General features: G+C 67.5%; 25 protein-coding genes and 1 pseudogene. 10 read left to right on the top strand and 16 right to left on the bottom strand.

All coding sequences use genetic code 11. The features are described from left to right. Positions 1–23 precede the first annotated feature (23 nt). Positions 24–767 (top strand): leucyl/phenylalanyl-tRNA--protein transferase, encoded by a 744-nt coding sequence (aat, locus tag GGR47_RS09985; protein WP_017979599.1) that lies wholly within the window; start codon positions 24–26, stop codon positions 765–767. Positions 768–802: 35 nt separating this feature from the next. On the opposite strand, the pseudogene GGR47_RS09980 reads toward aat, so the two are convergent. Beyond that, a pseudogene (locus GGR47_RS09980) lies at positions 803–1,036 on the bottom strand (DUF2155 domain-containing protein); the annotation flags it as partial. Between the two features lie 209 nt (positions 1,037–1,245). Beyond that, positions 1,246–1,641: an NADH:ubiquinone oxidoreductase subunit NDUFA12 gene (locus tag GGR47_RS09975; protein ID WP_043060321.1), complete on the bottom strand. Its 396-nt coding sequence runs from the start codon at positions 1,639–1,641 to the stop codon at positions 1,246–1,248. Between the two features lie 189 nt (positions 1,642–1,830). Here GGR47_RS09975 and GGR47_RS09970 point away from each other — a divergent pair, with 189 nt between their 5' ends. After that, a complete protein-coding gene (locus GGR47_RS09970; RefSeq protein ID WP_147036146.1) occupies positions 1,831–2,661 on the top strand; it encodes a putative phage abortive infection protein in 831 nt (276 codons plus the stop codon). A gap of 71 nt (positions 2,662–2,732) precedes the next feature. On the opposite strand, the gene GGR47_RS09965 is transcribed toward GGR47_RS09970, so the two are convergent. The 3 genes from GGR47_RS09965 to GGR47_RS09955 all read right to left on the bottom strand — a co-directional run bounded on the left by GGR47_RS09965 (position 2,733) and on the right by GGR47_RS09955 (position 4,546). Beyond that, a complete protein-coding gene (locus tag GGR47_RS09965) occupies positions 2,733–3,233 on the bottom strand; it encodes a DUF192 domain-containing protein (RefSeq protein WP_244305049.1) in 501 nt (166 codons plus the stop codon). Positions 3,234–3,237: 4 nt separating this feature from the next. Then, positions 3,238–3,897 carry a cold-shock protein gene (locus GGR47_RS09960; protein WP_221204718.1) on the bottom strand — a complete coding sequence of 220 codons (660 nt, stop codon included), beginning with the start codon at positions 3,895–3,897 and terminating at the stop codon, positions 3,238–3,240. Between the two features lie 85 nt (positions 3,898–3,982). Beyond that, complete coding sequence (locus GGR47_RS09955; RefSeq protein WP_147036147.1) at positions 3,983–4,546, bottom strand: regulatory protein RecX; 564 nt, start codon at positions 4,544–4,546, stop codon at positions 3,983–3,985. A 98-nt stretch (positions 4,547–4,644) separates the two neighbouring features. On the opposite strand from GGR47_RS09955, the gene GGR47_RS09950 reads away from it, so the two are divergent. Both GGR47_RS09950 and GGR47_RS09945 read left to right on the top strand, forming a co-directional pair. Next, positions 4,645–6,414, top strand: coding sequence for a fatty acyl-AMP ligase (locus GGR47_RS09950; RefSeq protein WP_147036148.1), 1,770 nt, complete (start codon positions 4,645–4,647; stop codon positions 6,412–6,414). A 72-nt stretch (positions 6,415–6,486) separates the two neighbouring features. Next, positions 6,487–8,844: a putative bifunctional diguanylate cyclase/phosphodiesterase gene (locus GGR47_RS09945; RefSeq protein ID WP_147036149.1), complete on the top strand. Its 2,358-nt coding sequence runs from the start codon at positions 6,487–6,489 to the stop codon at positions 8,842–8,844. A 2-nt stretch (positions 8,845–8,846) separates the two neighbouring features. Here the strand turns inward: GGR47_RS09945 and GGR47_RS09940 are convergent, their stop codons facing one another. The 6 genes from GGR47_RS09940 to GGR47_RS09915 all read right to left on the bottom strand — a co-directional run bounded on the left by GGR47_RS09940 (position 8,847) and on the right by GGR47_RS09915 (position 14,214). Continuing rightward, positions 8,847–9,191, bottom strand: coding sequence for a DUF3140 domain-containing protein (locus tag GGR47_RS09940; RefSeq protein ID WP_167509739.1), 345 nt, complete (start codon positions 9,189–9,191; stop codon positions 8,847–8,849). Positions 9,192–9,247: 56 nt separating this feature from the next. Further along, positions 9,248–10,657, bottom strand: a complete 1,410-nt coding sequence (locus tag GGR47_RS09935; RefSeq protein ID WP_147036151.1) for a hypothetical protein — start codon at positions 10,655–10,657, stop codon at positions 9,248–9,250. Positions 10,658–10,798: 141 nt separating this feature from the next. Further along, on the bottom strand, positions 10,799–12,193 hold the full coding sequence (gene lpdA, locus GGR47_RS09930; protein ID WP_147036152.1) for a dihydrolipoyl dehydrogenase: 1,395 nt from the start codon (positions 12,191–12,193) through the stop codon (positions 10,799–10,801). A 47-nt stretch (positions 12,194–12,240) separates the two neighbouring features. Further along, on the bottom strand, positions 12,241–12,627 hold the full coding sequence (locus GGR47_RS09925) for an acyl-CoA thioesterase (RefSeq protein ID WP_147036153.1): 387 nt from the start codon (positions 12,625–12,627) through the stop codon (positions 12,241–12,243). Beyond that, on the bottom strand, positions 12,624–12,857 hold the full coding sequence (locus GGR47_RS09920) for a hypothetical protein (protein ID WP_147036154.1): 234 nt from the start codon (positions 12,855–12,857) through the stop codon (positions 12,624–12,626). The genes GGR47_RS09925 and GGR47_RS09920 overlap by 4 nt, the downstream gene beginning before the upstream one ends. A 16-nt stretch (positions 12,858–12,873) precedes the next feature. Continuing rightward, positions 12,874–14,214 carry a pyruvate dehydrogenase complex dihydrolipoamide acetyltransferase gene (locus GGR47_RS09915; protein WP_183949532.1) on the bottom strand — a complete coding sequence of 447 codons (1,341 nt, stop codon included), beginning with the start codon at positions 14,212–14,214 and terminating at the stop codon, positions 12,874–12,876. A gap of 110 nt (positions 14,215–14,324) precedes the next feature. Between GGR47_RS09915 and GGR47_RS09910 the strand changes: the two genes are divergently transcribed. From GGR47_RS09910 to GGR47_RS09900, 3 genes are all read left to right on the top strand, one after another. Then, entirely contained in the window at positions 14,325–14,780 is a 456-nt protein-coding gene (locus tag GGR47_RS09910; RefSeq protein WP_017979613.1) for a universal stress protein, read from the top strand. 75 nt (positions 14,781–14,855) lie between these two features. Next, the gene (locus GGR47_RS09905; RefSeq protein WP_183949531.1) at positions 14,856–15,005 is read left to right on the top strand and encodes a hypothetical protein; all 150 of its coding nucleotides are present in this window, start codon (positions 14,856–14,858) and stop codon (positions 15,003–15,005) included. Between the two features lie 96 nt (positions 15,006–15,101). Further along, positions 15,102–16,406, top strand: a complete 1,305-nt coding sequence (locus GGR47_RS09900) for a M20/M25/M40 family metallo-hydrolase (protein WP_147037326.1) — start codon at positions 15,102–15,104, stop codon at positions 16,404–16,406. 15 nt (positions 16,407–16,421) lie between these two features. Here GGR47_RS09900 and GGR47_RS09895 read toward each other — a convergent pair whose 3' ends face one another. The 4 genes from GGR47_RS09895 to GGR47_RS09880 form a co-directional block, all read right to left on the bottom strand. Continuing rightward, a complete protein-coding gene (locus tag GGR47_RS09895; protein WP_147037325.1) occupies positions 16,422–17,273 on the bottom strand; it encodes a D-alanyl-D-alanine carboxypeptidase family protein in 852 nt (283 codons plus the stop codon). A gap of 14 nt (positions 17,274–17,287) precedes the next feature. After that, positions 17,288–17,620: a hypothetical protein gene (locus tag GGR47_RS09890; protein WP_241769188.1), complete on the bottom strand. Its 333-nt coding sequence runs from the start codon at positions 17,618–17,620 to the stop codon at positions 17,288–17,290. 15 nt (positions 17,621–17,635) lie between these two features. Further along, positions 17,636–19,090, bottom strand: coding sequence for a L,D-transpeptidase family protein (locus tag GGR47_RS09885; protein WP_371859761.1), 1,455 nt, complete (start codon positions 19,088–19,090; stop codon positions 17,636–17,638). A 267-nt stretch (positions 19,091–19,357) separates the two neighbouring features. Beyond that, on the bottom strand, positions 19,358–20,851 hold the full coding sequence (locus GGR47_RS09880) for a replicative DNA helicase (protein ID WP_017979619.1): 1,494 nt from the start codon (positions 20,849–20,851) through the stop codon (positions 19,358–19,360). A 74-nt stretch (positions 20,852–20,925) separates the two neighbouring features. Here GGR47_RS09880 and GGR47_RS09875 point away from each other — a divergent pair, with 74 nt between their 5' ends. From GGR47_RS09875 to GGR47_RS09865, 3 genes are read left to right on the top strand one after another with little or no spacing between them, the layout of a single operon-like run. Further along, positions 20,926–21,408, top strand: a complete 483-nt coding sequence (locus GGR47_RS09875; protein ID WP_017979620.1) for a UPF0262 family protein — start codon at positions 20,926–20,928, stop codon at positions 21,406–21,408. Between the two features lie 11 nt (positions 21,409–21,419). Then, positions 21,420–22,085, top strand: coding sequence for a GH25 family lysozyme (locus tag GGR47_RS09870; RefSeq protein WP_244305309.1), 666 nt, complete (start codon positions 21,420–21,422; stop codon positions 22,083–22,085). Then, positions 22,082–22,534 carry a cytidine deaminase gene (locus GGR47_RS09865; protein WP_043060336.1) on the top strand — a complete coding sequence of 151 codons (453 nt, stop codon included), beginning with the start codon at positions 22,082–22,084 and terminating at the stop codon, positions 22,532–22,534. Before GGR47_RS09870 ends, GGR47_RS09865 begins: the two co-directional genes overlap by 4 nt. Before the next feature lie 54 nt (positions 22,535–22,588). Here the strand turns inward: GGR47_RS09865 and GGR47_RS09860 are convergent, their stop codons facing one another. Continuing rightward, complete coding sequence (locus tag GGR47_RS09860; protein ID WP_183949530.1) at positions 22,589–23,827, bottom strand: RcnB family protein; 1,239 nt, start codon at positions 23,825–23,827, stop codon at positions 22,589–22,591. Positions 23,828–23,932: the final 105 nt, after the last annotated feature.

Raw genomic sequence — 23,932 nt, 5'->3', positions numbered from 1 at the left:
TGGCACCGCCACCTTGGCCGGCGATGGAGACGCTCGACCCGAAACTCGTGCTCGGCGCCTATGCCATGGGCGTCTTCCCGATGGCGGATCACCGCGACGCCGACAGCGTCTATTGGGTCGAACCGCGCACCCGTGCGATCCTGCCAATCGATGGCTTCCACCTCTCCGCGTCGCTGCGCAAAACGATCGCGCGTGACCGCTTTCGCGTCACCGCCGACACCGCCTTCGAGCGGATGATCCAGCTGTGCGCCGAGAGCGCCGACGATCGCCCGGAAACCTGGATCAACAGCGGCATCGAGCAGGTGTTCGTGACGCTGCACCGCATGGGCTATGCGCATTCGATCGAATGCTGGGACGGCGACGATCTGGTCGGCGGCCTGTACGGCCTGGCGCTGGGCCGAGCCTTTTTCGGCGAATCGATGGTCAGCCGCCGCACCGATGCGTCGAAGGTCGCGCTCGCTTGGCTCGTCGCTCGTCTGAAGGCCGGCGGCTTCACCCTGCTCGACTGCCAGTTCCAGACGCCCCACCTCGCCTCATTGGGCGCGGTGGAGATCGACCGGAGCGATTATTGCGCGTTGCTGGCCGGCGCGCTCGACGGGGCGACCGGCTCGTCAGCGGGCGCCGCATCGTCGCCCTCGCTCGCATCGGCGTCCGCACCGCCCGATTTCTTCGCGCTGGAGCGCGCCGCGCCGCCACTCGCCGCCGACACCGTGTCGGGGCCGGTTTCCGGCCAGGACATCGTGCAGCTCTTGGTCCACACGTCATAGACGGGGTGCTGGACGACGTTCAGCGCCGGCCGTTCCTTGAACAACCAACCGGAAAAGGCGCGACGCCAGTGCCGGTCGGTGCCGCGCACGTCGAGCTGGACGAAGGCGCCGGTCAGCGGATCCTGCTCCCAGGGCGCAGTCTTTTCGCAGGCACGCAGGCGCACGATCGCATCGCCGATGCGCACCGCCTGCCCCGGCTTCAGCGTCAGGTCGCGGCTGACGCCGTTGCGCTTGTTGAGCAGGCCGACGACGGCGACCCGCTCGGCCATCGGCGTGCCGCCGGTGGGTAGCGTCGTGTCGGAGGCGGCGATCGTCTCGATCCCGTCGCCCTTGGCGGGATCGGCGGGCAGGTCTTGCGTCGCGACCGTCCGGTTCGCCGGGCCGTTACTGCCATGCCAGGCGCGATAGCCGAAGACGCCGGCCACCGCGATCGCGACCAGCAGGACGCCGGCGGCCAGCCAGCGGCCGATCCGTGGGCTCACCCTTCGGGCGTCCACGCCTCGTAATCGCCGGTCGCGGCGGCGCGCTTGCCGCCCTTTTCCAACGAGCCCGAGGGACGATAGGCGAGCGGCGTGCCAGTCATGTTGGGGATCGGCGGCTTCTGCCACGCACGCACCGGCGGCAGCGCCCGATCGGGCACGTCGTCGATGTGATGGTGGAGCCAGCTGAACCATTCGGGCGGCACCCGGCTGGCATCGTTCGCACCCTCATATATCACCCAGCGCCGCTTGCGGCCGCTGCCGTCCTTGCCGCCTTCGTAATAGACGTTGCCGAGCTGGTCGGTGCCCATCTGCGCCATGCCACGCAGGCCATAGAGCATCGTGCCCCACGACGCGCCGGTCCACCAGGTGAAGGGATTGAGGTTGATGCCCATAGTGGCTCAGCGCTTACCCGCACGCGAGCGAGCCATCAACAGGTGATATGGTAATCTTGAAACTGTCCTGACGACATTCGAGCTAGGGAGATTGACGCACCACCGCATCACGGACGGGAATCAATATTCGTATAGATTTCTAACTTAGCGGGTTGCATATTTACCGGCAACAATATCGAAAATAGGGCAATGAGCGCAAAATTCTGGATCATCCTGCTGCTGGCCCTCGTTTTCGGATGGGGTCTCTACGCGGACTACAGCTTAGAAATTGCTAGGTTTTTTGCGGGAAAATCGATCGAGGGAGTCGGCACAGCTGGCAGCTGGGGCGATACATTTGGTGCTTTTAATGGGCTTGTGTCTCTTGCAGGCGCACTCTTTGTCGTTCGGACACTAGTCCTTCAACAAGCAGCACTTGCAGAGCAACAGCGAGCATTGGCCCTTCAAGCCGAAGATGCTCACAGGCAACGCTTCGAAGCCACGTTCTTCGAATTGCTAAAATTGATGCGCGAGTTGCGGGGCGAACTTGTTTTCAAACACTCGAAGCAATTTATATCGGCAGCGCAAAACCCCAAGACAAAGCAGCATCGATTAGAAACAAAGGTGGGCATTGATGCGCTTACCGGTTTTACTCTTGAACACCTTTTTCATATCAGACAGGCTGTTACGAACCCGCCCACGGCGTCACGAGACGAGATTGTCGCAGCGTATGAAAAAACCATGACCATGAATACCGAGCGCACATTCGCACCATATTATCGGTTGGTCTACTCAATTTTAAACAAAGTCAGACACGATTCTATTCTGAGGGATCAAGAGAAGGCATCGTACACCAGATTGCTACGATCACAATTGACTAATAGCGAACTTGTGTCTCTCGCATACAACGCTCTGTCACCCCGCTCGGCAGATCTCGAGTCCCTGTTGACCGATTACCATATGCTGAAGTACTTACCGAAATCCGGCGCTCGCATTAGATTCGAAGGAATTTTTGATAAGCAGGCTTTTGCTGCTCGAGATTAATAAGACCGATTTGGCGAGACGATAGAGCACCTGAACAGGCGCTCATTTTCACTCGACCGATAGAAAGCCCGCTACTTCGCCCAGGTCACCTTGTCGCCTTCGGCGATGCCGAGGTCCGCCGCGCGGCCGCCGACCAGTTCCAGCACTGCCGCCACCGGCTCACGCGACAGGACGGGCGTTTCGGAGAAGGGCACGGTATTTTCGGCGATCGTCGCGATCGTGCCGTCGGCGCGGATGAACAGGATGTCGAGCGGCGTCGGCGTGTTCTTCATCCAGAAGCTCGCCTGACGCGGACCGCCGCCCTCCGGCGGATAGGGCCAGAACAGCATGCCGCCATCGGGCTTCAGGTCGGTGCGGTACATCAGCCCGCGTTCCTGCTCGGCGGGCGTCACCGCGCGTTCCACCGTAAAATTATGCGTGTCGTTGGCGCTGGCGATCGTGATCGGCAACAGCGTCTTGGCCGCATCCTTCGCCGCCGTATCGTGCGAGAAGACACCGGTCTGCACCGCGACCCCGGTCGCGCCCAGCCCCAGCGCCGCGACGATCGCCACCAGCGCCTTCGTTCCGATCATCGGCTCAATCCTCTTCGACGCTGACCGCCAGAGGCCCCTTGTTGCCCGCGACGATCCGCGCGCGCAACCGCTGGCCGGGTTCGACCACCGCCAGCCCCGCACGACGCAGCGTTTCCATATGGACGAACACGTCCGCCCCATCCGCATCGCGGACCAGGAAACCATAGCCCTTCAGCCGGTTGAACCATTTCACCACCGCGCCTTCGAACGCGCCGGCCGCATCGATCAGGCTGAGCGGATCGACGCGATCGGGATTGCGCGGCGGCCGGGGCGCATCCTCGATCGCATTGGTCAGATCGATGCCGATCACTTCGCGCGCCTGATAGCCGCGACCGCGCTGCACCGACAGCGTCTCCACCCGCGCCCCTTCGGGCAGGCTGCGCCGGCCGTGCGACTGCAACACCGAAAAATGGATCAGCACGTCGCCATAGGCCGGATCGTCCGCCACCGCGAAGCCGAAGCCGCGCGTCGCGTCGAACCATTTGACGACGCCGCCGATCGCGATGGGGCCTTCGTCTGCGGCGGCGGCGCGGGTCGTCGCGTCCGGCGCGACGGTGTCGATCGTATCCTCGGATTCCACCGGTCGCCCGAACGCACGATCACGGTCGCCGGGCATCTGCCCGCCGCCTCGCTCGTCGCACTCCCGTTGCGGCTCGCCACGCATCACTGCACCCCTGTCGCCGACACGCTAGCACGGTTCGTCGCAGCCGCAATTATGAAACGAAAGCCTTTGCGGGTTTTTAGGCCGCTCAGGGCAAGAAAAAGGCTTGAACCGCAGCCTCATCGTCCGATTCGAGTCCCAGATCGGACAGGTCGCGCGCCGTCAGGATGCGTCGGGACAGATCGAGCGGATGGCCGGCGCGCAGCATCGCGGCCAGCTGCCGGTCACGGATCGCGCGATCCGCCACCTCCGGCCCGAACGGTCCGACGCGCCGTCGCCGCGCAAAGGTGAGCGCGGCGGTCAGTGCCCGCGCGGCGATGTCGGGCGCCAGATCCTCCGCGACGTCCGCGACATGCGCCTGACGCAGCGCCGCGCCGACCCGTCGTGCGCCCAGCCCGCGCCGCGCCAGCGCCGCCGCCTTGCTTTCGGCGAAGAGCCGGTCGTCGACATAGCCCAGCGCCGCCATGCGCGCGGCGATCGCTGCCGGATCGGCGGGCTCGCCCTCCCAGCCCCTTTCGCGCACCTTGCGCCGCAGGTAATCCGCCAGTTTGCCCTGCGTCGTCGCAAACCGTTCGACGTAGCGCAGCGCCAGTCGGTCGAGCGCGGCGGCGTCCAGCGGGCGCGGAGGGCGACGTTCGGCGGGCATGGCCATGTTGTTGCCACAGTGGCAACGGAATGAGAACGTTGATCGCGCGTTAAAGCGCCAGGATATGACAGCCGCGTGATAGCGGCGCGTGAACAGGAATTTCGATGACCGATCAGTCTGCGGCTTCGCCGACTCCCCGACCGGCCCCTACCCCGACGCTCGACGCGCTGCCGCGCCGCTTCGCCGATTTCGCCACCTTGGGCGAGGCGCTGGACTATGCCGCCACCGGGGTGCGCGGACTGAATTTCCATGACGCGCGCGGCACGCTGGCGCGCCCCTATCCCTTCGCCGAGCTGCGCAGCGACGCGATCGCCGCCGCCTATCGCCTGATCGCGGCGGGGGTGCAGCCCGAAGATCGTATCGCGCTGGTCGCCGAAACCGGGCCGGAATTCGCCGCTCTGTTCTTCGGCACCATCTACGCCGGCGCCTGGCCAGTGCCGCTGCCGCTGCCGACCAGCTTCGGCGGCCGCGATTCGTATATCGAGCAGCTGCGCGTCCAGCTGGCCAGCTGTGACCCCAAGATGCTGATCTTCCCGCCTGAACTCAGCGCAATGGCGGCAGAGGCCGCGCAGCTGGCGGGCACGGACGGCATCGACTGGTCCGAATTCGCGACCCGCGAGGCACCGGAGGCCGTGCTGCCGCAGGCGCATGGCGAGCAGATCGCGTACCTGCAATATTCCAGCGGCTCGACGCGCTTCCCGCACGGCGTCGCGATCACGCACCATGCGCTGCTCAACAACCTGGCTGCGCACAGCCACGGCATGCAGATCGACGGCACCGACCGCTGCATCAGCTGGCTGCCCTGGTATCACGACATGGGCCTGGTCGGCTGCTTCCTGTCGCCGATCGCCAACCAGGTGTCGACCGATTACCTGAAGACCGAGGATTTCGCGCGCCGCCCGCTCGCCTGGCTCGACATGATCTCGCGCCATGACGGCACCGCTTTGTCCTATTCGCCGACCTTCGGCTACGACATCTGCGCGCGCCGCATGTCGTCGCAGACCAAGGCGGCCGAGCGCTTCGACCTGTCGCGCTGGCGCGTCGCGGGCAATGGCGCCGACATGATCCGCCCCGATGTGATGCAGGCGTTCGTCGATGCCTTTGCCGATGCGGGCTTCAAGGCGAGCGCCTTTCTGCCCAGCTACGGCCTTGCCGAGGCGACGCTGGCCGTGTCGCTGATGCCGCCGGGCGAAGGCATCCGCGTCGAGCTGGTCGAGGAAACGCAGCTGTCGGGCGGGGGCGATTCGCTCGCCGCCAACGACGGCCCGCGCCCGCAGCGCTTCCGCGCCATCGTCAACTGCGGGAAGCCGGTGCGCGACATGACGGTCGAGATTCGCGAAGAGGACGGCACGCCCCTGCCCGACGGTGCGATCGGCAAATTGTGGTGCAAGGGCCCCAGCGTCATGGTCGGTTATTTCCGGGATCAGGAGGCGACCGACGCCTGCATGGTCGACGGTTGGCTGGATACCGGTGACATGGCCTATATGTCGGACGGCTACATCTATATCGTCGGCCGCGCCAAGGACATGATCATCGTCAACGGCAAGAACCACTGGCCGCAGGACATCGAATGGGCGGTCGAGCAGCTCCCGGGCTTCAAGTCGGGCGACATCGCCGCCTTCGCGATCACGACGCCCGGCGGTGAGGAGACCCCCGCCGTCCTCGTCCAGTGCCGCAGCAGCGACGATGCCGAGCGGCTACGCCTGCGCGATGAAATCCGCGAGCGAGTCCGGTCGGTCACCGGCATGAACTGCGTGATCGAGCTGATCCCGCCGCGCACGCTGCCGCGCACCAGCTCGGGCAAGCTCAGCCGGGCGAAGGCGCGCAACCTGTATCTCAGCGGCGACATCAAACCCTATCCGATCGCCGCATAATTCGGTCATTGGGGCGGCGAACCGGCGCCGCCCTAACCATCCGTAAACGTTCAACACCTTACCGTATCAGGCGTGACAGTCGCGCCGCTCCAAACCCTCGATTCCGAAACGATCGGATTCGCCCAATTGCTGGGCCTGACCGACGGCGCCGATGCCGCGCAATGGGCGCGGATCCGATCCAAACAGCTCGATGCGGGGCGCCATCTGGCGCTGTTCCTGCTCGCCGCGAATCTGATCGGCGCGGCCTTGGTCGTTCCCCTGTTCGCGGGTAACGAGCCCCTGACGTATCTGATCGGCTGGGCCGCGCTGGTTGGCATCGTGGCGGTCGCCGTGGCGATCCGCCGCCTGAGCACGCATCACCGCGACGGCGGCTATGCCAGCGCCCGCGACGTCCGCACCACGCTGTGGGAAGGCGTGGCGCTTGCCGTCGTCTGGGCGGTTCCCGTCTTCGCCTTTCGCGTCGATCCCGGCTCGCACGGCACCTACGCGCTCTGGATGATCCTCGCGCTGCTGATGACCGCGGGCGCGATGGCGATGGCACCACTGGCGCTGGCGACGATCGCCTTCCTGGGCGGATTGGGCGCCGCGGTGTCGCTGCGTACCGCGTTGGACGGCAGCCCAACCGGCGCCGCGGCGACGGCGCTGTTCACCGTCATGCTGATCGTCATCTGCCTCCATCGCGCGCGCGCGCTGGTGGTGATCCGCGCGGTCCAGATCGCGCTCGCCGAACGGAACGACACCGTCAGCCTGCTGCTGCGCGAATTCGAAGAGACCGCCGCCGACTGGCTGTGGGAAACCGACGCGGGCAAACAGATCGTCAAGGCCTCGCCACGCTTCGCTTATGCCTGCGGCCTCGATCCGATCGCGATCAACGGCCAGTCCTTCCTGCGCGTCCTCGCCGGGCCGGCATGGGACACGGGCCACTTTTCCGACGCCCTGCGCGAGTTGGCCGCCAAGATGAAGGCGCGCGAGAGCTTCCGCGACCTGCGTATCCCGGTCGAGGTGAATGGCGAGCAGCGATGGTGGCAGGTCTCGGCCAGCCCGCGATTCGACGAAAAGGGCAGCTTCTGCGGTTTCCGCGGCGTCGGGTCCGACGTCACCGAACAATGTATGAGCGCCGATCGCATCGCCCGAATGGCGCGCTTCGACACACTCACCGGCCTGCCCAACCGCCTGATGATCAACGAAACGCTGGCCCAGGCGATGGCGGAGGCGGAGCGCAACGGTCAACGCTGCAGCTTCATGATGATTGATCTCGACCGGTTCAAGGCGGTCAACGATACGCTCGGCCATCCGATCGGTGACCGGCTGCTCGCCCGCGTGTCGGCACGGCTCGCGCAATTGATGGACGCCTCGACCGTCTGCGGGCGGCTGGGCGGTGACGAATTCGCCGTCGTGGTGCGCGACGCCACGCGGATCGACGCGGTCGAGGCGCTCGCCCGCCGCATCATCGACACGCTGTCGCAGCCCTATGAGATCGACGCGCACACGCTCTATATCGGCGCGTCGGTAGGCCTGGCGATCGGTCCGCGCGACGGGCGGACGGCGGAGATGCTGATCCGCTCTGCCGACCTTGCCCTCTATCGCGCCAAGGACGCGGGCCGCGGCGTCTACCACGCCTACGAACCCGAACTGCACGTCCAGGCGGAGGAGCGCCGCGTGCTCGAAATGGCGCTGCGCCAGGCGGTGGAGCGCAACGAGCTACACCTGCAATACCAGCCCGTGGTCGATGCCGGGAACGGGCGACTGACCGGCTTCGAGGCGCTGCTGCGCTGGCGCCACCCCGAGCTGGGGCTGATCTCGCCCGAGAAATTCGTGCCCCTGGCCGAGGAATCGCGCCTGATCGGGCCGATCGGCGAATGGGTCGTGCGGACCGCCTGCGCCGAAGCCGCGCAATGGCCATCCACCGTCCGCATCGCGGTCAACGTGTCGCCGGACCAGCTGCAGAACCCGCAGTTCGTCTCGGTCGTCGCGTCCGCGCTCGCCAATTCGCGCCTGCCCCCCGAACGGCTGGAGCTGGAGGTCACCGAAAGCGTGTTCCTGCACGAAGGGCTCGGCACGACGAAGGTTCTGGAACAGCTGCTGTCGCTAGGTATCCGCCTGAGCCTGGACGATTTCGGCACCGGCTATTCGAGCCTCGGCTATCTGTCGCGCACGCGCTTCTCGTCGATCAAGATCGACCGCAGCTTCGTGCAGGGCGCGTCGAGTGGCGTGAAGGAAGCGGTGGCGATCATCCGCGCCGTCGTCGCCCTCGCCCAGAGCCTGGGCATGGCGACCACGGCGGAAGGCGTCGAGACCGAAGAGGAGCACCGTCTCGTCCAAGAGCTGGGCTGCACCAAGGTGCAGGGCTTCTTCTTCAGCCGGCCGCTCAGCGTCGAAGACGCCCGCGCACTCGTCGCGCGCAGCTGGAACGCCTCGGCCGCCGCCTGACCCTATTTCTCGGGGTCGTGCCCCCAGTTCATCAGCGAATAGCGCCAGTCGCTGTGCGCCTTGTCCTTGTCGGGTCCGCCCTGCGCCAGATGGCGGCGGACATAGGCGACCACCTTCTTCATATGGGCATAATCGTCGTCGGTCAGGTCCGCCTTGGCCTTGCGCTTGATCGCCACGATCCGCTTGCCCGATTTGTGGCCAACGCTCTCGCCCGACCCCTCGCCGTCCTCGCCCTTCCAGCCGACGCGCTTACTCTCGTCGGTGTCGAGGAAGTGTTCGAGTTCGGCCGGCGCCATGTTCACCACGTCCTTGAAATCCTTGTAAATCTGTTCGTGATCCTCGGCCATCGCATCGTTCTCCTTGCGCGCCGCCAACGATCGCCCGCTGCCCCAGTTGCACGCGGTCAGCCGAGCATCCCGCTATAGGTCTGCGCCGCCTGCGGCAGCCAGAGGCGCGCCGCGATCCCGCCGACGAGCACGACGATCACCGCGCCCCATGCCCAGCGGCCCCGTGGCATGCGGCCCAGCACCACCCAGCCGATCGCCGTCGCGGTCATCGCCCATAGATGATAGCGCAGGTCCGATGCGATGCTGATCACGGCAAAGCTCGCCTCCTGCCCGACCGCCGAGGCGAACAGGGCCGCCGCGAGGCCGCCCGCCGCCTCCTCCGCCCGCCATGTCGCGGCCAGCCCGATGACGGCGAGCACCGCCCAGAGCACCGGCCAGCCGAATGGCGCTTCGACGAGCACGCCGGCCAACTGCTGCCACCGCCCCGCCGCCTTGCCCGGCGCGCGGAAATCATAGGGGTTGGGCTCGTTCGCCACGGGCGGTGCCGCGCCATACCAATGCAGCGGCACCAGCCAGCGATCGGTCGCATTCAGATGGGCCAGCCGATGCGCGGCATAGGCGAGCGGATGATGCAGCACGACCCGCGCCAGCGTGCCGTAAAGCGCCCCGACCGACTTTGCGCGCAGCTTGGCCGTCTCCGCCCCGCACCGCCCGCCGTCGCCCAGCGGGTCCCAGAAGAACGGGCGCACGCAGGCCCTGGCCCGCAGCGTCGCGATCTCGGGCCGCGTCAGACCGGTGTCCGTGTCGTCGGTCGCGACCGCAATCCCGGACAGGTCGTACATCGCCTGCGTCCGCTCCACCCCGCTCGCGCCCGCGTCGAGCAACCGATGATTGATCGGCCCCGCCGCCGCCAGCACCAGCGGCACGGCCACCGCGATCGCCGCCAGCCGCCAGACCGTCCTGCGCGGCGGGATCGCCACCATCGCCGCCAGCGGCACGACGGCGAATACCGCATTGGCGCGGACCAGCATCGCATAGCCCGCCAGACACCCCGCCGCCGCCCATGCCGCCGCGGGCACGCGCACCCCGCGCAGCCGCCACGTCGCGACCAGCCCGGTCGCCGCCAGCAGCGCCGCGAGCATCTGCAGATCCTTCAGCACCACCGCCTGCCAGCCGAGCAGCGCCGGCCAGCACGCCAACCCCAGGATCGCGAGCGCCGCCAGCCGCCGCCCCTGCGCGGTCAGCGTCACCGCCAGTGCGCCGAAGCCACCCCAATAGCACAGCATCTGAAGCACCAGCATTGGTGCGGGGCCATGGGCGCCGAACAGTGCCCATAGATGCGCCATCGCCGGCGGGTGCCAGTCGTCATACCGGCCGCTGAGCGCCTGCCGATATTGGGCGAGGCTGTCGTACGAGACGTAGCCCGGCCAGAACAACGCGAGGCTGCCGCCGAACAGGATCGCGACCGCAAGCGCGACGCGCGCGGCGGTGACGCGGTCGGTATGCGCGTTGGACGCCCTGATCATTGCCTCGTGTCCATCAGAGCGCGATTAATCGACGGACGTCGTCATTGCGAGCGCACGCGAAGCAATCCAGGGCGTCGTGGTACGGCTCCGGACTGCTTCGCCTGCGCTCGCAATGACGGGAAATCTCGGGGTCTTACCGCCCTAGAAGTGCAGCGCGCGGCCGTAGGCGCTGAGCGTGCTTTCGTGCATCATTTCGCTCAGCGTCGGGTGCGCGAACACCGTTTCCATCAGCTCGTGCTCGGTCGTTTCCAGCTGGCGCGCGATGACATAGCCCTGGATCAGCTCGGTCACTTCCGCGCCCACCATGTGCGCACCCAGCAGCTCGCCGGTCTTGGCGTCGAACACCGTCTTGATGAAGCCTTCCGCCTCGCCCAGCGCGATCGCCTTGCCGTTGCCGATGAAGGGGAACTTGCCGACCTTCACGTCATGGCCCGCATCCTTGGCCTTCGCCTCGGTCAGACCGACGCTGGCGACCTGCGGGCGGCTGTAGGTGCAGCCCGGGATGTTCCACGTCTCGAACGGATGCGGCGAGCCGCCGGCGATCTTCTCGACGCAGACGATGCCTTCGTGGCTCGCCTTGTGTGCCAGCCAGGGCGCACCGGTGACGTCGCCGATCGCGTAGATGCCCTCGACGTTGGTGCGGCCGTAACCGTCGACCTTGATGTGACCGCGCTCCGTCTCGACGCCCAGCGCCTCCAGCCCGATATTCTCGGTGTTCGGCACGATGCCGATCGCGACGATCGCATGGCTGAATTCCGTGCTGGTGACCTTGCCGTCCGCGTCCTTGATCGCGGCGGTGACGCCGTTGGCGCCCGGCTCCAGCTTTTCGAGGCCCGACTTGGTGAGGATCTTGATCCCCTGCTTGGTCAGCGCCTTGGTCATGAATTCGCTGACTTCGGCATCCTCGACCGGCAGGATACGGTCGAGCATCTCGACGATCGTCACGTCGGCGCCCATGTCGTTGTAGAAGCTGGCGAACTCGACGCCGATCGCGCCCGATCCGATGACCAGCAGCTTGGTCGGCATCACTTCGGGCACCATCGCGTGGCGATAGGTCCAGATGCGCTTGCCGTCGGCCTTGGCGAACGGCAGGTCGCGCGCACGGGCGCCGGTGGCGACCATGATGTGCTTGGCTTCCAGCTCGACGGTCTTGTCGCCCTGTTTGACGCTCAGCTTGCCCTTGCCGGTCAGCGTGCCGAAGCCCTCGACCACCGTGACCTTGTTCTTCTTCATCAGGCCTTTGACGCCGGCATTGAGCTGCCCCGCCACCTTGCGGCTGCGATCGACGATCTTTGCGAGGTCGAAACCGACATTGTCCGCCTTCAGCCCATAGGCGTCGGCATGGGTCATATAATGATAGACCTCCGACGTGCGCAGCAGCGCCTTGGTCGGGATGCAGCCCCAGTTGAGGCAGATGCCGCCGAGGCGTTCACGCTCGACGATCGCGACCTTCATGCCCAGCTGGCTCGCGCGGATCGCCGAGACATAGCCGCCGGGGCCGGAGCCGAGGACGATGAGATCGTAGGTGTCAGCCATGGTCGTTCCCTGGGGAAAGGAGTTTGGGGAGAGAAGAGATCAGAATATCACGCCGGCAACGGCGCGACGCGCCGGGGCTGGCGGTTGGTGTCCGTAGCGACGAAGACGAAGCGGGCTTGCGTCACCTTGCACGCGTCGTTGGCGTGGCGGGCGCGGCGCCAGGCTTCGACCTCGATCGTCATCGACGTGTTGCCGACCGCGACGAGGCGGGCATAGACCGACACCTCATCGCCGACGAGCACCGGCGCGTGAAACTTCATCGCGTCGCAGGCAATCGTCACCGCCCGGCCGCCGGCATGGCGCGAGGCGACCGAGCCGGCGGCCAAGTCCATCTGTCCCATCAGCCAGCCACCGAAGATGTCGCCATAGGGATTGGCGTCGGCAGGCATGGCGGTGACGCGGATCGTCGGCGATCCGTCCGGCAGGCCGTTCATGCGCTTACCCGATCGGCAGCGCGGGCACGGCGCAGCGGGCCGATGCCCATCAGCACCGTCGCCACCATCGCGGCGGCGCCGCACCACCAGATCACATCACGGCCCAGCGGATAGGACCAGGCGGCGGCCCAGGTCATCGCCACGGCCGCGATCAGGCCCGCTGCGATGGAGATCACCTCCATCGCCGCGCGCGAGATCGGCAGGCGGGACAGGAAAACCAGACGCGTCATCGCAGGCGTTTCCCGGTCAGGCGAGCATGCCGAGCGGACGCTCGACCAGTTCCTTGAACACCTTCATCAGCTCGGCGCCATCGGCCCCGTCGATCGCACGGTGATCGAAGCTGCCGGTCGCCGACATGACGGTCGCGACCGCCAGTTCGCCGTTGACGATATACGGACGCTTCTCGCCCGCGCCGATCGCCATGATCATGCCCTGCGGCGGGTTGATGACCGCTTCGAACTGCTTGATGCCGAACATGCCCATGTTGCTGATCGACGCGGTGCCGCCCTGGAATTCCTCGGGCTTCAGCTTGTTGTCCTTGGCGCGCGCGGCGAGGTCCTTCACTTCCGTGGAGATCGCCGACAGGCTCTTGGTGTCCGCGCCGACGACGATCGGCGTGATCAGGCCCGACGGGGTCGACACCGCGACCGAGATGTCGGCGCGCTTGAAGCTGATCAGCTGGTCGGGCGTGAACATGACGTTGCACTTGGGCACCGCGATCAGCGCCTGGGCCAGCGCCTTCACCAGCATGTCGTTGACCGACAGCTTGACGCCGCGGCTTTCGAGGCTGGCGTTCAGCTCGCCGCGCAGCTTCAGCAGCGCATCGAGCTGAATATCCACCGTCAGGTAGATGTGCGGCACCGTCTGCTTCGATTCGGTCAGGCGGCGCGCGATCGTCTTGCGCATGTTGCTGAGCTTGGTCGCCTCGTGCGGGATATCCGGCACGGTGGCGGGCTTGGGCGCGGCGGCCGACGCCGGAGCAGCGGCGGTGGGGGCGGCGTCGGCCTTTGCGGCGGCCGGCGCGGCGCCGGGCTTGGCGCCCTCGACGTCCGCCTTGACGATGCGGCCGTTCGGCCCGGAACCGCTCAGGCCGGACAGGTCAATGCCCTTGTCCGCGGCGATACGGCGCGCGAGCGGGCTCGCCTTGACGCGGCCACCCTTATCGGATGCGCCGGCATCGGCAGGACGGCCATGATCCTCGGCCTGCGTGACGGTGCGTTCGACGGGCTTCGCCTCGCTGCCGGTCTTGTTGGGATCGGCGGGGTTGGGCTTGGCCTCCGATTCCTTCGCGGCGGGCTGCGGCGTCTCGCTCTTCGTCGGGGCGGATACGGAGGCGGCGTCCTCGCCTTCTTCGGCCAGGATCGCGATCACCGCGCCGACCTTCACGCCGTCGGTGCCTTCGGCGATCAGGATTTTGGCGATCGTGCCTTCGTCGACCGCCTCGAACTCCATCGTCGCCTTGTCGGTCTCGATCTCGGCCATGATGTCACCGCTCTTGACGGTGTCGCCTTCCTTGACGAGCCATTTGGCCAGCGTACCCTCCTCCATCGTCGGCGACAGCGCGGGCATCTTGATCTCGATCGACATGCAGGTCCTCTTGCCTGGGGAGCGGATTGCTCCTTCGCGCCGCAAAGCCGGGGGGTCAACCCTTGCACGCGCTTCATCCACGCGGCACGTAACGGAAAAGGGGAGCAGCCATGCGGATCTACCTGGTCGTGATCGACGATAGCCCGGAGGCGGAGATCGCGCTGCGCTTTGCCGCGCGCCGCGCGGTGAAGACGGGCGGCGGCGTCGAAATTCTGACACTGATCCCGCCGCAGGAGTTCATTGCCTTCGGCGGCGTGCAGGCGACGATCGAGGAAGAGGCGTTGCAACATGCGGAGGGACTGGTCGCCGCGGCCGCGGGCACGCTGGTCGCCGAATCCGGCCTGAAGCCGGCGATCACCGTCCGCCAGGGCGACGGCCCCCGGATCATCCGCGAGATCATCGCCGCCAATCCCGATATCGCCGCGCTGGTGCTGGGCGCGGCGGCCGGCGGCGCACCGGGCAAGCTCGTCGCGCATTTCACCGGGACCGACGCGGGCGCCCTGCCCGTCCCGGTCATGATCATCCCCGGCTCGCTGACCCGTGAGGCCATCGATCGCCTCAGCTGAACCCAATGAAAAAACAATGGAAATTTGCTTTTGAATAGCATAAAATAGGACATCTTGGAGACCAGCATGATACCTGTGGCGCGATACATCGACACGCTGGCGCTCTTGACCCAGGCGCTGCAGACGCTCGACGAACTGGGCGAAGGCATCGCCGCCGCGCACCTCAGCGGCGTGATCGACATGATCAGCCAGCGCGGCGACGTCCCCTCGCACCTGCACCACTGACGACTCGGACGGCGCACCGGCCAAGCCGCTGGTGTGCCGGATAAATCCGCGCCTTCCCTCTTGAGCCGACCCGCGCGGCGGTCCACACCATCGGACATGATCCTCGCGCCGCTTCTCGCCGCCGCCGCTGCGGCCGCCACGCCCCCCGCACCGCCCCCCGCACCGCCGATGCCCAGCGCCACCCGCCTGCGCGGCGACGTGACCGCGCTGGTCGGCTTCGGCACACGCCACACGCTGTCATCCACCACCGACCCCAAGCGCGGCATCGGCGCCGCGCGCAACTGGATGGCGGCGCAGCTCACCGCGATCGGCAAGACGTGCGGCGGCTGCATCCGGGTCGAACGGATCAGCCGCCGCTTCACCGGTCCGCGCGCACCCAATGGCGTCGTGGTCGAGGATGTGCTGGGCATCCAGCCCGGCCGCGATCCCAATCGCGTCATCATCGTCGGCGGCCATATCGACAGCCGCGTCACCGACGTGATGGACGCGACGCACGACGCCCCCGGCGCCAATGACGATGCCTCGGGCGTGGCGCTGGTGCTGGAGACCGCGCGCCTGCTGTCGAAGCGGCAGTTCGACGCGACGATCATCTACGTCGCCTTCTCGGCCGAGGAACAGGGGCTGTGGGGCGCCGAACTGCTCGCCGATACCGCGCAGCAGCGCGGGTGGCAGGTCAGCGCGATGCTCAACAACGATATCGTCGGCAATTCGATCGGCCAGGGCGGCGTGAAGGACGCCGGCCGCGTCCGCGTCTTTTCCGAAGGCATTCGCGCCGCCGAGGACCTGCCCGGCCAGATGCGCCGCCGCGGCGATGGCGGCGAGGATGACGGCCCCAGCCGCGCGCTTGCCAAGGTGATCGACGGCATCGCCCGCCGCATCCCCGGCGGCCTCGACGTGGTGATCGACCGCCGTCCCGATCGCTTCGGCCGCGGTGGCGACCACGAACCGTTCCTGAAGCGCGGCTATCCCGCGGTCCGCTTCTCGGTCAGCGCGGAGAATTGGGACGCGCAGCATCAGGACCTGCGCACCGAAGCGGGCGTGACCTATGGCGATACGATCGACCGCATGGACTTCGCCTATCTGGCCAAGGTGACCGCGATCAACGCCGCGACGATCGCCCGCCTCGCCGCCGCTCCCGCTGCGCCGGCCGCCGTGACGCTGTCGGGCGACCTGTCGCGCGACACGAAGGTCAGCTGGACGCCGGTGCCGGGCGCCGCGGGCTATCGTGTCCGCTGGCGCGCGAACGACACGCAGGATTGGAGCACCGCGCGCGACGTGCAGGGGGATCAGACGACGATCGCGCAGGTGCCGGTCGACGACACCTTCTTCGCCGTCTCCGCGCTGGCGGCGGACGGCAGCGAGAGCGTGCCGACCTTCGGGGGGCGTGCCGTCCGGCGCTGACCGGGCGGCCGGCGATCAGCCCTTCGCGCCGCCCTTGCGCGCGTCGGCGAGCTCCGCAAACCCCTGGTCGAGCAGCCTTTCGACCCGCCGGTCGCGCGCCTGGATCGATCGTTCGCCGATCACCACCGCAATCAGTCGACGGCCGGCGCGCTTCGCCGATGCGGCCAGCGCAAATCCGGCCTCGGCGGTATAGCCCGTCTTGATCCCGTCCGCGCCTTCGAACGCGCCGAGCAGATGGTTGTGATTCTGCACGCGCCGCCCGGCCCAACTGAACGAGCGCGTCGAAAACACCGCATAGCGTTTGGGATGTTCGCGCAGCAGCGCCAGCGACAGTTTCGCCATATCCTCGGCCGTGCTGAGGTTCGCGCCGGGCAGGCCGGTCGCGTTGGTGAAGGACGTGTCCGTCATGCCCAGCGCCCGGGCGCGTTCGGTCATCATCCGGGCGAACCGATCCTCAGTGCCGCCCACCGCCTCTGCCAGCGCTACCGCGACATCGTTGGCGGAGAGCACCGCGACCGCGCGAATCGCGTCCTCCACCCCGATGCGCGCGCCCGGCTTGAACCCGACGCGCGAGGGTCGCTGGCTCGCGGCATAGCGCGAGATGCGGATCGACCCGCTGGGATCGAGCTTGCCGTCGTCGATCGCATCGAACGTCAGCAATAGCGTCATCATCTTGGTCAGCGATGCCGGCCGCCGGACGATGCCGGCATTTTCCGCATACAGGATGCTACCGTCGCGCGCGTCCATCACGATCTCGGACACCGGACGCGGCGCCGCCAGCGCCGGCACGCTCCCGCCGACGAGTCCCGTCAGGGCCAGCGCCACGCCCCAGCGATGAAGCGCGCGCCGGTTCGGCATCCGCGTCATGGCGCGACCGTCGCTTATTGCGGCGCCGCGTCGTTGCCCGCGGCGGCCGGCGCATCATCGCGCGAGACGCGCGCGGTCATGCCCGTCGCGTCGGCATCCTCGATCATCTGCGCATCGGGCGCGACCGGCTTTTCGGGCGGCACGTCCGCGACATTGGCGATCGGCGTCGGCGTGGCCACCGGCTCGGCGGAGGGCAGCGCCTCGGGCGTCGCATCCGCGGTCGGCATGGTCTCGACCACATTGTCTTCGCCAGCCGGCTGTTCCGGCTCGGGGCGCGAGCAGGCGGCCAGCGCCAGCAGCCCCGCCGCCGCCAACAGCGTCGTCATCCGAATCGTACGTCGTGTCATCTGCGTCCTTCCTCGTCAGCGGCTGGCCAGAACGGCGCGCGCGGAGCGCGCCTCGATCTTCGCGGCGAGTGCCGCGTCCCAACCATAGGGATCGTCCCGGAAGTTCATCTGCCCGTTACCGCTGGCAAAGGCAGTCCAATAGAGCAGGTACACGGCTACCGGCTTGGGCAGCCGCGCGCGGACCGTCTCGCCCTTCTGCACCTGCGCGGCGATCGCCTCGGGCGTCCAGGTCGGATCGCCCTTCAGCAACAGGTCGGCGAGCTGCTCCGGCTTTTCCAGCCGCACGCAGCCATGGCTCGCGAGCCGGCTGAAGCTCGCGAACTTCGCCCGCGACGGCGTGTCGTGCAGATAGACCGAGAAATTGTTGTCGAAGTCGAACTTGAAGCGGCCGAGCGCGCTCTGGTCGCCCGCCTGCTGTTGCAGCCTGGTGCCGTCGATCACCTTGAAGCCGTTGCGCTTCAGATAGCCGGGGCTCTTCTTTTCCTTCGGCCACAGCTCCTTGGTCGCGATCGACGTCGGCACATTCCACGGCGGATTGATAACCACGCTGTGGATCATCGACGACAGCATCGGCGTCTCGTCGCCCGGCCGCCCCGTCACCGCGCGCATCGACAGCACGGGTGCATCGCCGTCAAACACAGTCATCACCGCGGCGGCGATATTCACCTGCACGCGATCCTTGGGCAGCTCCTGCGGCAACCAGCGCCAGCGTTCCATATTCGCCATGATCTGGCGTACGCGCGCGATCGCCGGCACGTTGAGCGCCGCCAGCGTCTGCCCGGCGACGGTGCCGGTGGGATTGAGGCCATAGCGGCGCTGCGCCCGGCGCACCGCCTCCAGCAACGCAGCGTCGAAGGTGGTGCCGCTGGTCGCGACGTCCTTGTCCTCGACCGCCAGGCGCTGGCGCAGCGCAATCACGCGCGCACCGCTCGATCCCAGAGTCAGGTCCGGACCCGCCGCCAGCGTCGGCCAGCCGCCCGCCGCGGCGATGGCGCGATAGCGGACCAGGCCCGCCTTCAGCCCGTCATAGCCGGCATACGGTGGTGGCAGCGAGGCGATCCACGCCGCGATCCGGTCGGTCCGCACGGCTTCGGCGAAGCCCGGCAGCGGGTCATAAGCCGGCGGCCGCAGGCCCCAGTCGCGCTGGAAATCCTCTTCGGCGAGCCGCCCCGAATGCACTGCGCGCGCATGGTCTAGCGCGTCGCGTACCAGCTGCTCGCGCGCCGCCGGGTCCTCGGGACGCGGGTTCAGGCTCAGCCCCTGCGCGATCGTGTCGGCGGGTAGCAACGCCGCCAGCTGCGTCGCCTGCGCTTCGCTGATCTGCGGCAGCACCACCGGCGCCGCGGCACTGGCGGGCACCGGCACCTGCTGGATCGTGGGCTGTACGGTCGGGGGCGCCACCTGCGCCGTCGCGGGCAGTGCAGACAGGATGGTGGCCGCCATGGCAGCCGCCGCGATCGTTCGTCTCATGTCGTGTCCCTACGGGGTATGCGTCACCGGCGCTGTCGCACCGGCTACCTCGCTCTAGGCTGAACGCGATGCGCGTGGCCATGGCTTGGGCATGGTTTATTTTGCCGACGGGGGCGGCGAACCGCCCGCCCCACCCCTCCCGTCACCCCGGACTTGGTCCGGGGTCCACCGGGCCGCAAGGGAATGGCAGGAGGTTCCGGCCGCCCCCCTCGCCGCAGAGTGGACCCCGGACCAAGTCCGGGGTGACGGAGGAATGGGGAGCTTGCCTCAATACCCCGCGTAATCGCTGAACTTCGTGATCGTCGGATCGAACTTCAGCACCACCTTGCCGGTCGCACCGTGACGCTGCTTGGCGACGATCATCTCGGCCAGGCCATAGACGCGCTCCATGTCGCTCGCCCATTTCGCATGATCTTCGAACACCTTGGCCTCGTCACCCTCCATCGGGCGCTTAGGTTCGCGCTGCGCGGTGTAATAATCCTCGCGAAACACGAACCACACCATGTCGGCGTCCTGCTCGATCGACCCCGATTCGCGAAGATCGGACAGCATCGGCCGCTTGTCCTCGCGGCTTTCGACCGCGCGGCTCAGCTGCGACAGTGCCAGCACCGGCACGTTCATGTCCTTGGCTAGCGTCTTGAGCCCACGCGAAATTTCGGAGATTTCCTGCACGCGGTTTTCCTTGCCGCCCTTGCCGCCGCTGGTCAGCAGCTGGAGGTAGTCGACCACGACCAGGCCGATCTGGTTGTTGTGGCGGCGTTGCAGGCGGCGCACGCGCGTGTGCAGCGCACTGATCGACAGGCCGCCGGTATCGTCGATGAACAGCGGCAGCTTTTCGAGCTCGGCCGCGGCGGCGGCGAGCTGGCCGAACTCGGCCTTGCTGATCTTGCCCATGCGAAGCGATTCGGAACTGATCTGCGACTGTTCGGCCAGGATACGCGTCGCCAGCTGGTCGGCGCTCATTTCCAGGCTGAAGAACACGACCTTCGCGCCGACCGATTCGCTCGGCGGGATGCCATCCTCCATGTCGCGCATCCAGCGCCGCGCCGCGTTGAAGGCGATGTTTGTGGCGAGCGAGGTCTTGCCCATGCCCGGACGGCCGGCGAGGATCATAAGGTCGGAATGGTGCATGCCGCCGATCTTGGCGTTGACCGAATCGAGGCCCGTGGTGACGCCCGACAGGTTGCCGCCGCTGTTCAGCGCACGCTCGGCCATCTTGACCGCCATCGTCGTCGCCTGCGCGAAAGTCTTGGTGGCATTCTCCGCGCCGCCATCGCCCGCGACCTTGTACAATTCCTCCTCGGCCAGCTCGATCTGCGCGCGCGGATTGACCTCCTCGGACGTATCCATCGCACGTTCGACCAGCGTCCGGCCAACCTGCACCAGCGCACGCAGCATCGCGAGGTCGTAGATCTGCGTCGCGAACTGGCGCGCGCCGATCAGGCCGGCGCCCGATCCGGTCAGGCTGGCGAGATAGGACGGGCCGCCCAGCTCCTTCATCCCCTCGTCGGCTTCGAACATGGGTCTGAGCGTGACGGGGGTCGCCAGCATGTCGTTGACGCGCAAGGTCTTGATCGCGGCGAAGATGCGGCCGTGGACGGGTTCGTAGAAATGCGCGGGTTCCAGCCGGTCGATCAGGTCGTCGGCAAGCCGGTTGTCGATCATCATCGCGCCCAGCATCGCGGCTTCGGCTTCGACGTTGCGGGGCAGCTGCAGGGGTTCGGCGGGGGCCGCCGGGGTGGGAAATGCTAGAGTCGCCATGGGAGACGCTCTTACCCGAAATTTCGCGCGACGACACGATTTGTCGGATCGCCTCAACCCGACTATCGGACCGTATGGCCGACCCGCGGATCATCGACATCACCCTGGACGAGCACAGCATCGGCTGGCGCTCGGCCGATGTCGAGCAGGAGCGGCGGATCGCGATCTTCGACCTGTTGGAGGGCAATCATTTCGCCCCCCAGCGCCAGCACGCGGACGGCTATGCCGGCCCCTACAAAATCAAAATCGAATCGGCGGAGGGGCGCCTCGGCATCCACATCCATCGCGCCGACGATACCCATCTGGAGACGCTGGTGCTGGCGCTCGGGCGATTCCGGCGCGCGATCAAGGACTATTTCGCGATCTGCGACAGCTATTACCAAGCGATCCGTGCATCGACACCGCAGCAGATCGAGACGGTCGACATGGCCCGCCGCGCCATCCACAACGATGCCGCCACGTTGCTGCGCGAACGGCTGGAGGGAAAGATCGACGTCGATTTCGATACCGCACGCCGCCTGTTCACATTGATCTCCGTCCTGCACCTGCGCGGCTGATGGCGTACGGCATGTTGAAAGCGGTGGGCGCGATGGTCGTTGCCGGTGCGATCGGTATCGGTGGGTGGAGCTATGCGACGGCCTGGCATCCCAAGGTGAGCCAATATCCGTTGCAGGGCATCGATCTGGACGAGCGCCCCGGACCGATCGAATGGGGCACGGTGCGTGCGCGCGGCGCCGACTTCGCCTATCTGGTCGCCACCTCCGGCGCCGATCGCCGCGATCCGGGGTTCGAGGGGAATTGGGCGGCGCTGCCCGATGCCGGGCTGCGCCGTGGCGCGATCCATCTGTATTCGCTCTGCCAGCCAGCGAAGGATCAGGCGAACGCGGTCAACGCCTTCGTGCCCCGCACCGCCGACGCGTTGCCGATGGCCGTCGACGTCAGCTTCCGCGGCGATTGCACCGCCCGGCCGGATCGCGACGCGTTGATCGCCGACCTGAAGACGTTCATTCATATGGTCGAGACGCATACCGCCAAGCCGGTAATGCTGCGGGTCAGCAAACCCGTCGAATCGACCTACCAACTCGCCGCCGCGATCGAGCGCCCCATCTGGGCGATGCGCACCTTCTTCGCCCCCACCTATCCGGCCCGCCCGTGGCAGATGTGGCGGGCAAGCGATGTGCGTCGCATCGACGGCATCGAAGGCCCCGTGAATTGGGACGTAGTCGCGCCATGACCGAAACCACCCCCGCCGATCTGATCGCCGCTGCACGCGAAGCGGCGACACGCGCCCATGCACCCTATTCGCGCTTTGCGGTGGGCGCGGCGCTGCTGATGACCGACGGCAGCCTCGTCACCGGCGCAAATGTCGAAAATGCGAGCTACGGCCTGTCGCTCTGCGCGGAGACGGTAGCGATCGCCACGGCCAGCGCGGCCGGGCGGCTGCGCGAGGTCGTCGCGGTGGGCGTGATCGGCGGCGCGATGGACGCCGAGGGCCGCGCGACGGGCACCGCCCCCGTCAGCCCGTGCGGCCGCTGCCGCCAGGTCCTCAACGAAGCAGCACAATTGGGCGGTCGCGACCTGCTGGTTCACTGCGGCGCTGCCGAGGGTGACGCGATCGCGACCTACCGTTTGTCGGAACTGCTGCCCGCCGCATTCGGACCGGCGGATTTGGGGATCGGATAACGCCTCAGGAGAAAGCCGGCGCGACGCGGATCGCCGCATCGCGCCGTGCTTCGCTTATTGGCAGGCGCAGGTCGGCGCCGGGCGCCAGACGCGCTTGGTCTTCGTATGCGCCGCGATCGGACGCCGCACGGCCTTGGCGCGGCGGGTATAGGTCACCGCGTCCTCATAGGTCTCCGTCGTCGTGGTCGTGGTGACCACGGGCGCGGTCTGCACCACGACCGTCGTGGTCGTCGCGCCGGGGTAATAATAGCCGCCCTGGTAATAGCCCGAGCCACCCGCGCTGGTCGTCACCGTGGTGACCCCGTCGGCCGAGCGCCATGCGCGACCGTTGTCGACATAACCGACCGGCGGGGGCGGGGGCGGGGCATAAGCGGGCGGCGGAGGTGGCGGCGGCGCATAGGCCTGCGGCGGTGGGGGCGGCGGATAATCCGGCGCGACCGGGATCGCATAGCCCGGATCGTCGCGGCGATGGCGGCGGCCACGGTCCTCCGCCTTGTCGATCGCATAGCCCGCTGCGGCCCCAACGCCCACGCCGATCAGCGTGCCCCCCAGCCGATTGCCGCGCCCGGCGATCAGGTTGCCTGCGACACCACCGACAACCGCGCCCGCCACGGCGCCACCGACGCCATTGTCGCGGTGCCCATAGCCACGGGGATCGTAGCCGCTATCCGCATAGACACGGTCGTCGCTGGCGTAATAATCGCTGTCATAGGCATCCCAATTGATGCCGGGCCGCGTGTCGTAGACCGCGCCGCGCCCGTCGACGAGCACTGCATCGTCATAATAGCGGACCCAATTATAGCCCGCCGTCGGCTGCGTCAGACCATAGGTCTGCCAGTCGGTGATGTAGAAGCGCGGCGACACCCAATAGCTGGGCAGCGCATAGCCCCGATACGGCCGGCGGTAAGCCCGCCAGCCGCCGGGCGCGTTCGCCCCGCCCCACCAGCGGCCATCCACCTTGCTGCCCCAGCGCGACCGGCCAAGTTGCACCCGCGGCGGTTGCCCCGCCGGGCCGTTCCACTGCGGCTGTGGCTGCGGCGGGACGGGGCGCACGACGGGCGCCGGTCCGGGCTGCCCCGGGTAGCCGCCGCGCTGCCACGGCGCCGGCTGCCACGCGCCGCGCCCCTGGATCGCCGGAGCCGGTGCCATGCCGGCGCGCGGTGCCGGGAAGTTCGCCCCCGGTCCCTGCATCACCACGCGCTCCTGCGCGCCCGCACCGGTAGCGGTCAGCGCCAGAGTTGCGGTCGCGATCAGCACGCTGCGCATCGTCGTCTCCCTGTTGCCGAGGCGCATGCCTTCGCCCCGGATATTAACACGTTATTCACCTTGCGGCGTATCACGCGCCAAACGGAGTCGCCAGAGCGCGGGTTCCCTGCGCTGTGGGGTGGCCTGTCCCGA

It is taken from the genome of Sphingomonas aquatilis (assembly GCF_014196115.1).
GTDB lineage: Bacteria > Pseudomonadota > Alphaproteobacteria > Sphingomonadales > Sphingomonadaceae > Sphingomonas > Sphingomonas aquatilis.
The sequence above is the reverse complement of the archived record's forward strand: the minus strand, read 5'-3'. Positions and strand labels throughout refer to the sequence as shown.

Coding starts and splice junctions, on each gene's coding strand:
- aat (WP_017979599.1), top strand. CDS start 24: ATGGAGACGCTCGACCCGAAACTCGTGCTCGGCGCCTATGCCATGGGC.
- GGR47_RS09975 (WP_043060321.1), bottom strand. CDS start 1,641: ATGGGCATCAACCTCAATCCCTTCACCTGGTGGACCGGCGCGTCGTGG.
- GGR47_RS09970 (WP_147036146.1), top strand. CDS start 1,831: ATGAGCGCAAAATTCTGGATCATCCTGCTGCTGGCCCTCGTTTTCGGA.
- GGR47_RS09965 (WP_244305049.1), bottom strand. CDS start 3,233: ATGATCGGAACGAAGGCGCTGGTGGCGATCGTCGCGGCGCTGGGGCTG.
- GGR47_RS09960 (WP_221204718.1), bottom strand. CDS start 3,897: ATGCGTGGCGAGCCGCAACGGGAGTGCGACGAGCGAGGCGGCGGGCAG.
- GGR47_RS09955 (WP_147036147.1), bottom strand. CDS start 4,546: ATGGCCATGCCCGCCGAACGTCGCCCTCCGCGCCCGCTGGACGCCGCC.
- GGR47_RS09950 (WP_147036148.1), top strand. CDS start 4,645: ATGACCGATCAGTCTGCGGCTTCGCCGACTCCCCGACCGGCCCCTACC.
- GGR47_RS09940 (WP_167509739.1), bottom strand. CDS start 9,191: ATGGCCGAGGATCACGAACAGATTTACAAGGATTTCAAGGACGTGGTG.
- GGR47_RS09935 (WP_147036151.1), bottom strand. CDS start 10,657: ATGATCAGGGCGTCCAACGCGCATACCGACCGCGTCACCGCCGCGCGC.
- lpdA (WP_147036152.1), bottom strand. CDS start 12,193: ATGGCTGACACCTACGATCTCATCGTCCTCGGCTCCGGCCCCGGCGGC.
- GGR47_RS09925 (WP_147036153.1), bottom strand. CDS start 12,627: ATGAACGGCCTGCCGGACGGATCGCCGACGATCCGCGTCACCGCCATG.
- GGR47_RS09920 (WP_147036154.1), bottom strand. CDS start 12,857: ATGACGCGTCTGGTTTTCCTGTCCCGCCTGCCGATCTCGCGCGCGGCG.
- GGR47_RS09915 (WP_183949532.1), bottom strand. CDS start 14,214: ATGTCGATCGAGATCAAGATGCCCGCGCTGTCGCCGACGATGGAGGAG.
- GGR47_RS09910 (WP_017979613.1), top strand. CDS start 14,325: ATGCGGATCTACCTGGTCGTGATCGACGATAGCCCGGAGGCGGAGATC.
- GGR47_RS09900 (WP_147037326.1), top strand. CDS start 15,102: ATGATCCTCGCGCCGCTTCTCGCCGCCGCCGCTGCGGCCGCCACGCCC.
- GGR47_RS09895 (WP_147037325.1), bottom strand. CDS start 17,273: ATGACGCGGATGCCGAACCGGCGCGCGCTTCATCGCTGGGGCGTGGCG.
- GGR47_RS09890 (WP_241769188.1), bottom strand. CDS start 17,620: ATGACACGACGTACGATTCGGATGACGACGCTGTTGGCGGCGGCGGGG.
- GGR47_RS09885 (WP_371859761.1), bottom strand. CDS start 19,090: ATGAGACGAACGATCGCGGCGGCTGCCATGGCGGCCACCATCCTGTCT.
- GGR47_RS09880 (WP_017979619.1), bottom strand. CDS start 20,851: ATGGCGACTCTAGCATTTCCCACCCCGGCGGCCCCCGCCGAACCCCTG.
- GGR47_RS09875 (WP_017979620.1), top strand. CDS start 20,926: ATGGCCGACCCGCGGATCATCGACATCACCCTGGACGAGCACAGCATC.
- GGR47_RS09870 (WP_244305309.1), top strand. CDS start 21,420: ATGTTGAAAGCGGTGGGCGCGATGGTCGTTGCCGGTGCGATCGGTATC.
- GGR47_RS09865 (WP_043060336.1), top strand. CDS start 22,082: ATGACCGAAACCACCCCCGCCGATCTGATCGCCGCTGCACGCGAAGCG.
- GGR47_RS09860 (WP_183949530.1), bottom strand. CDS start 23,827: ATGCGCCTCGGCAACAGGGAGACGACGATGCGCAGCGTGCTGATCGCG.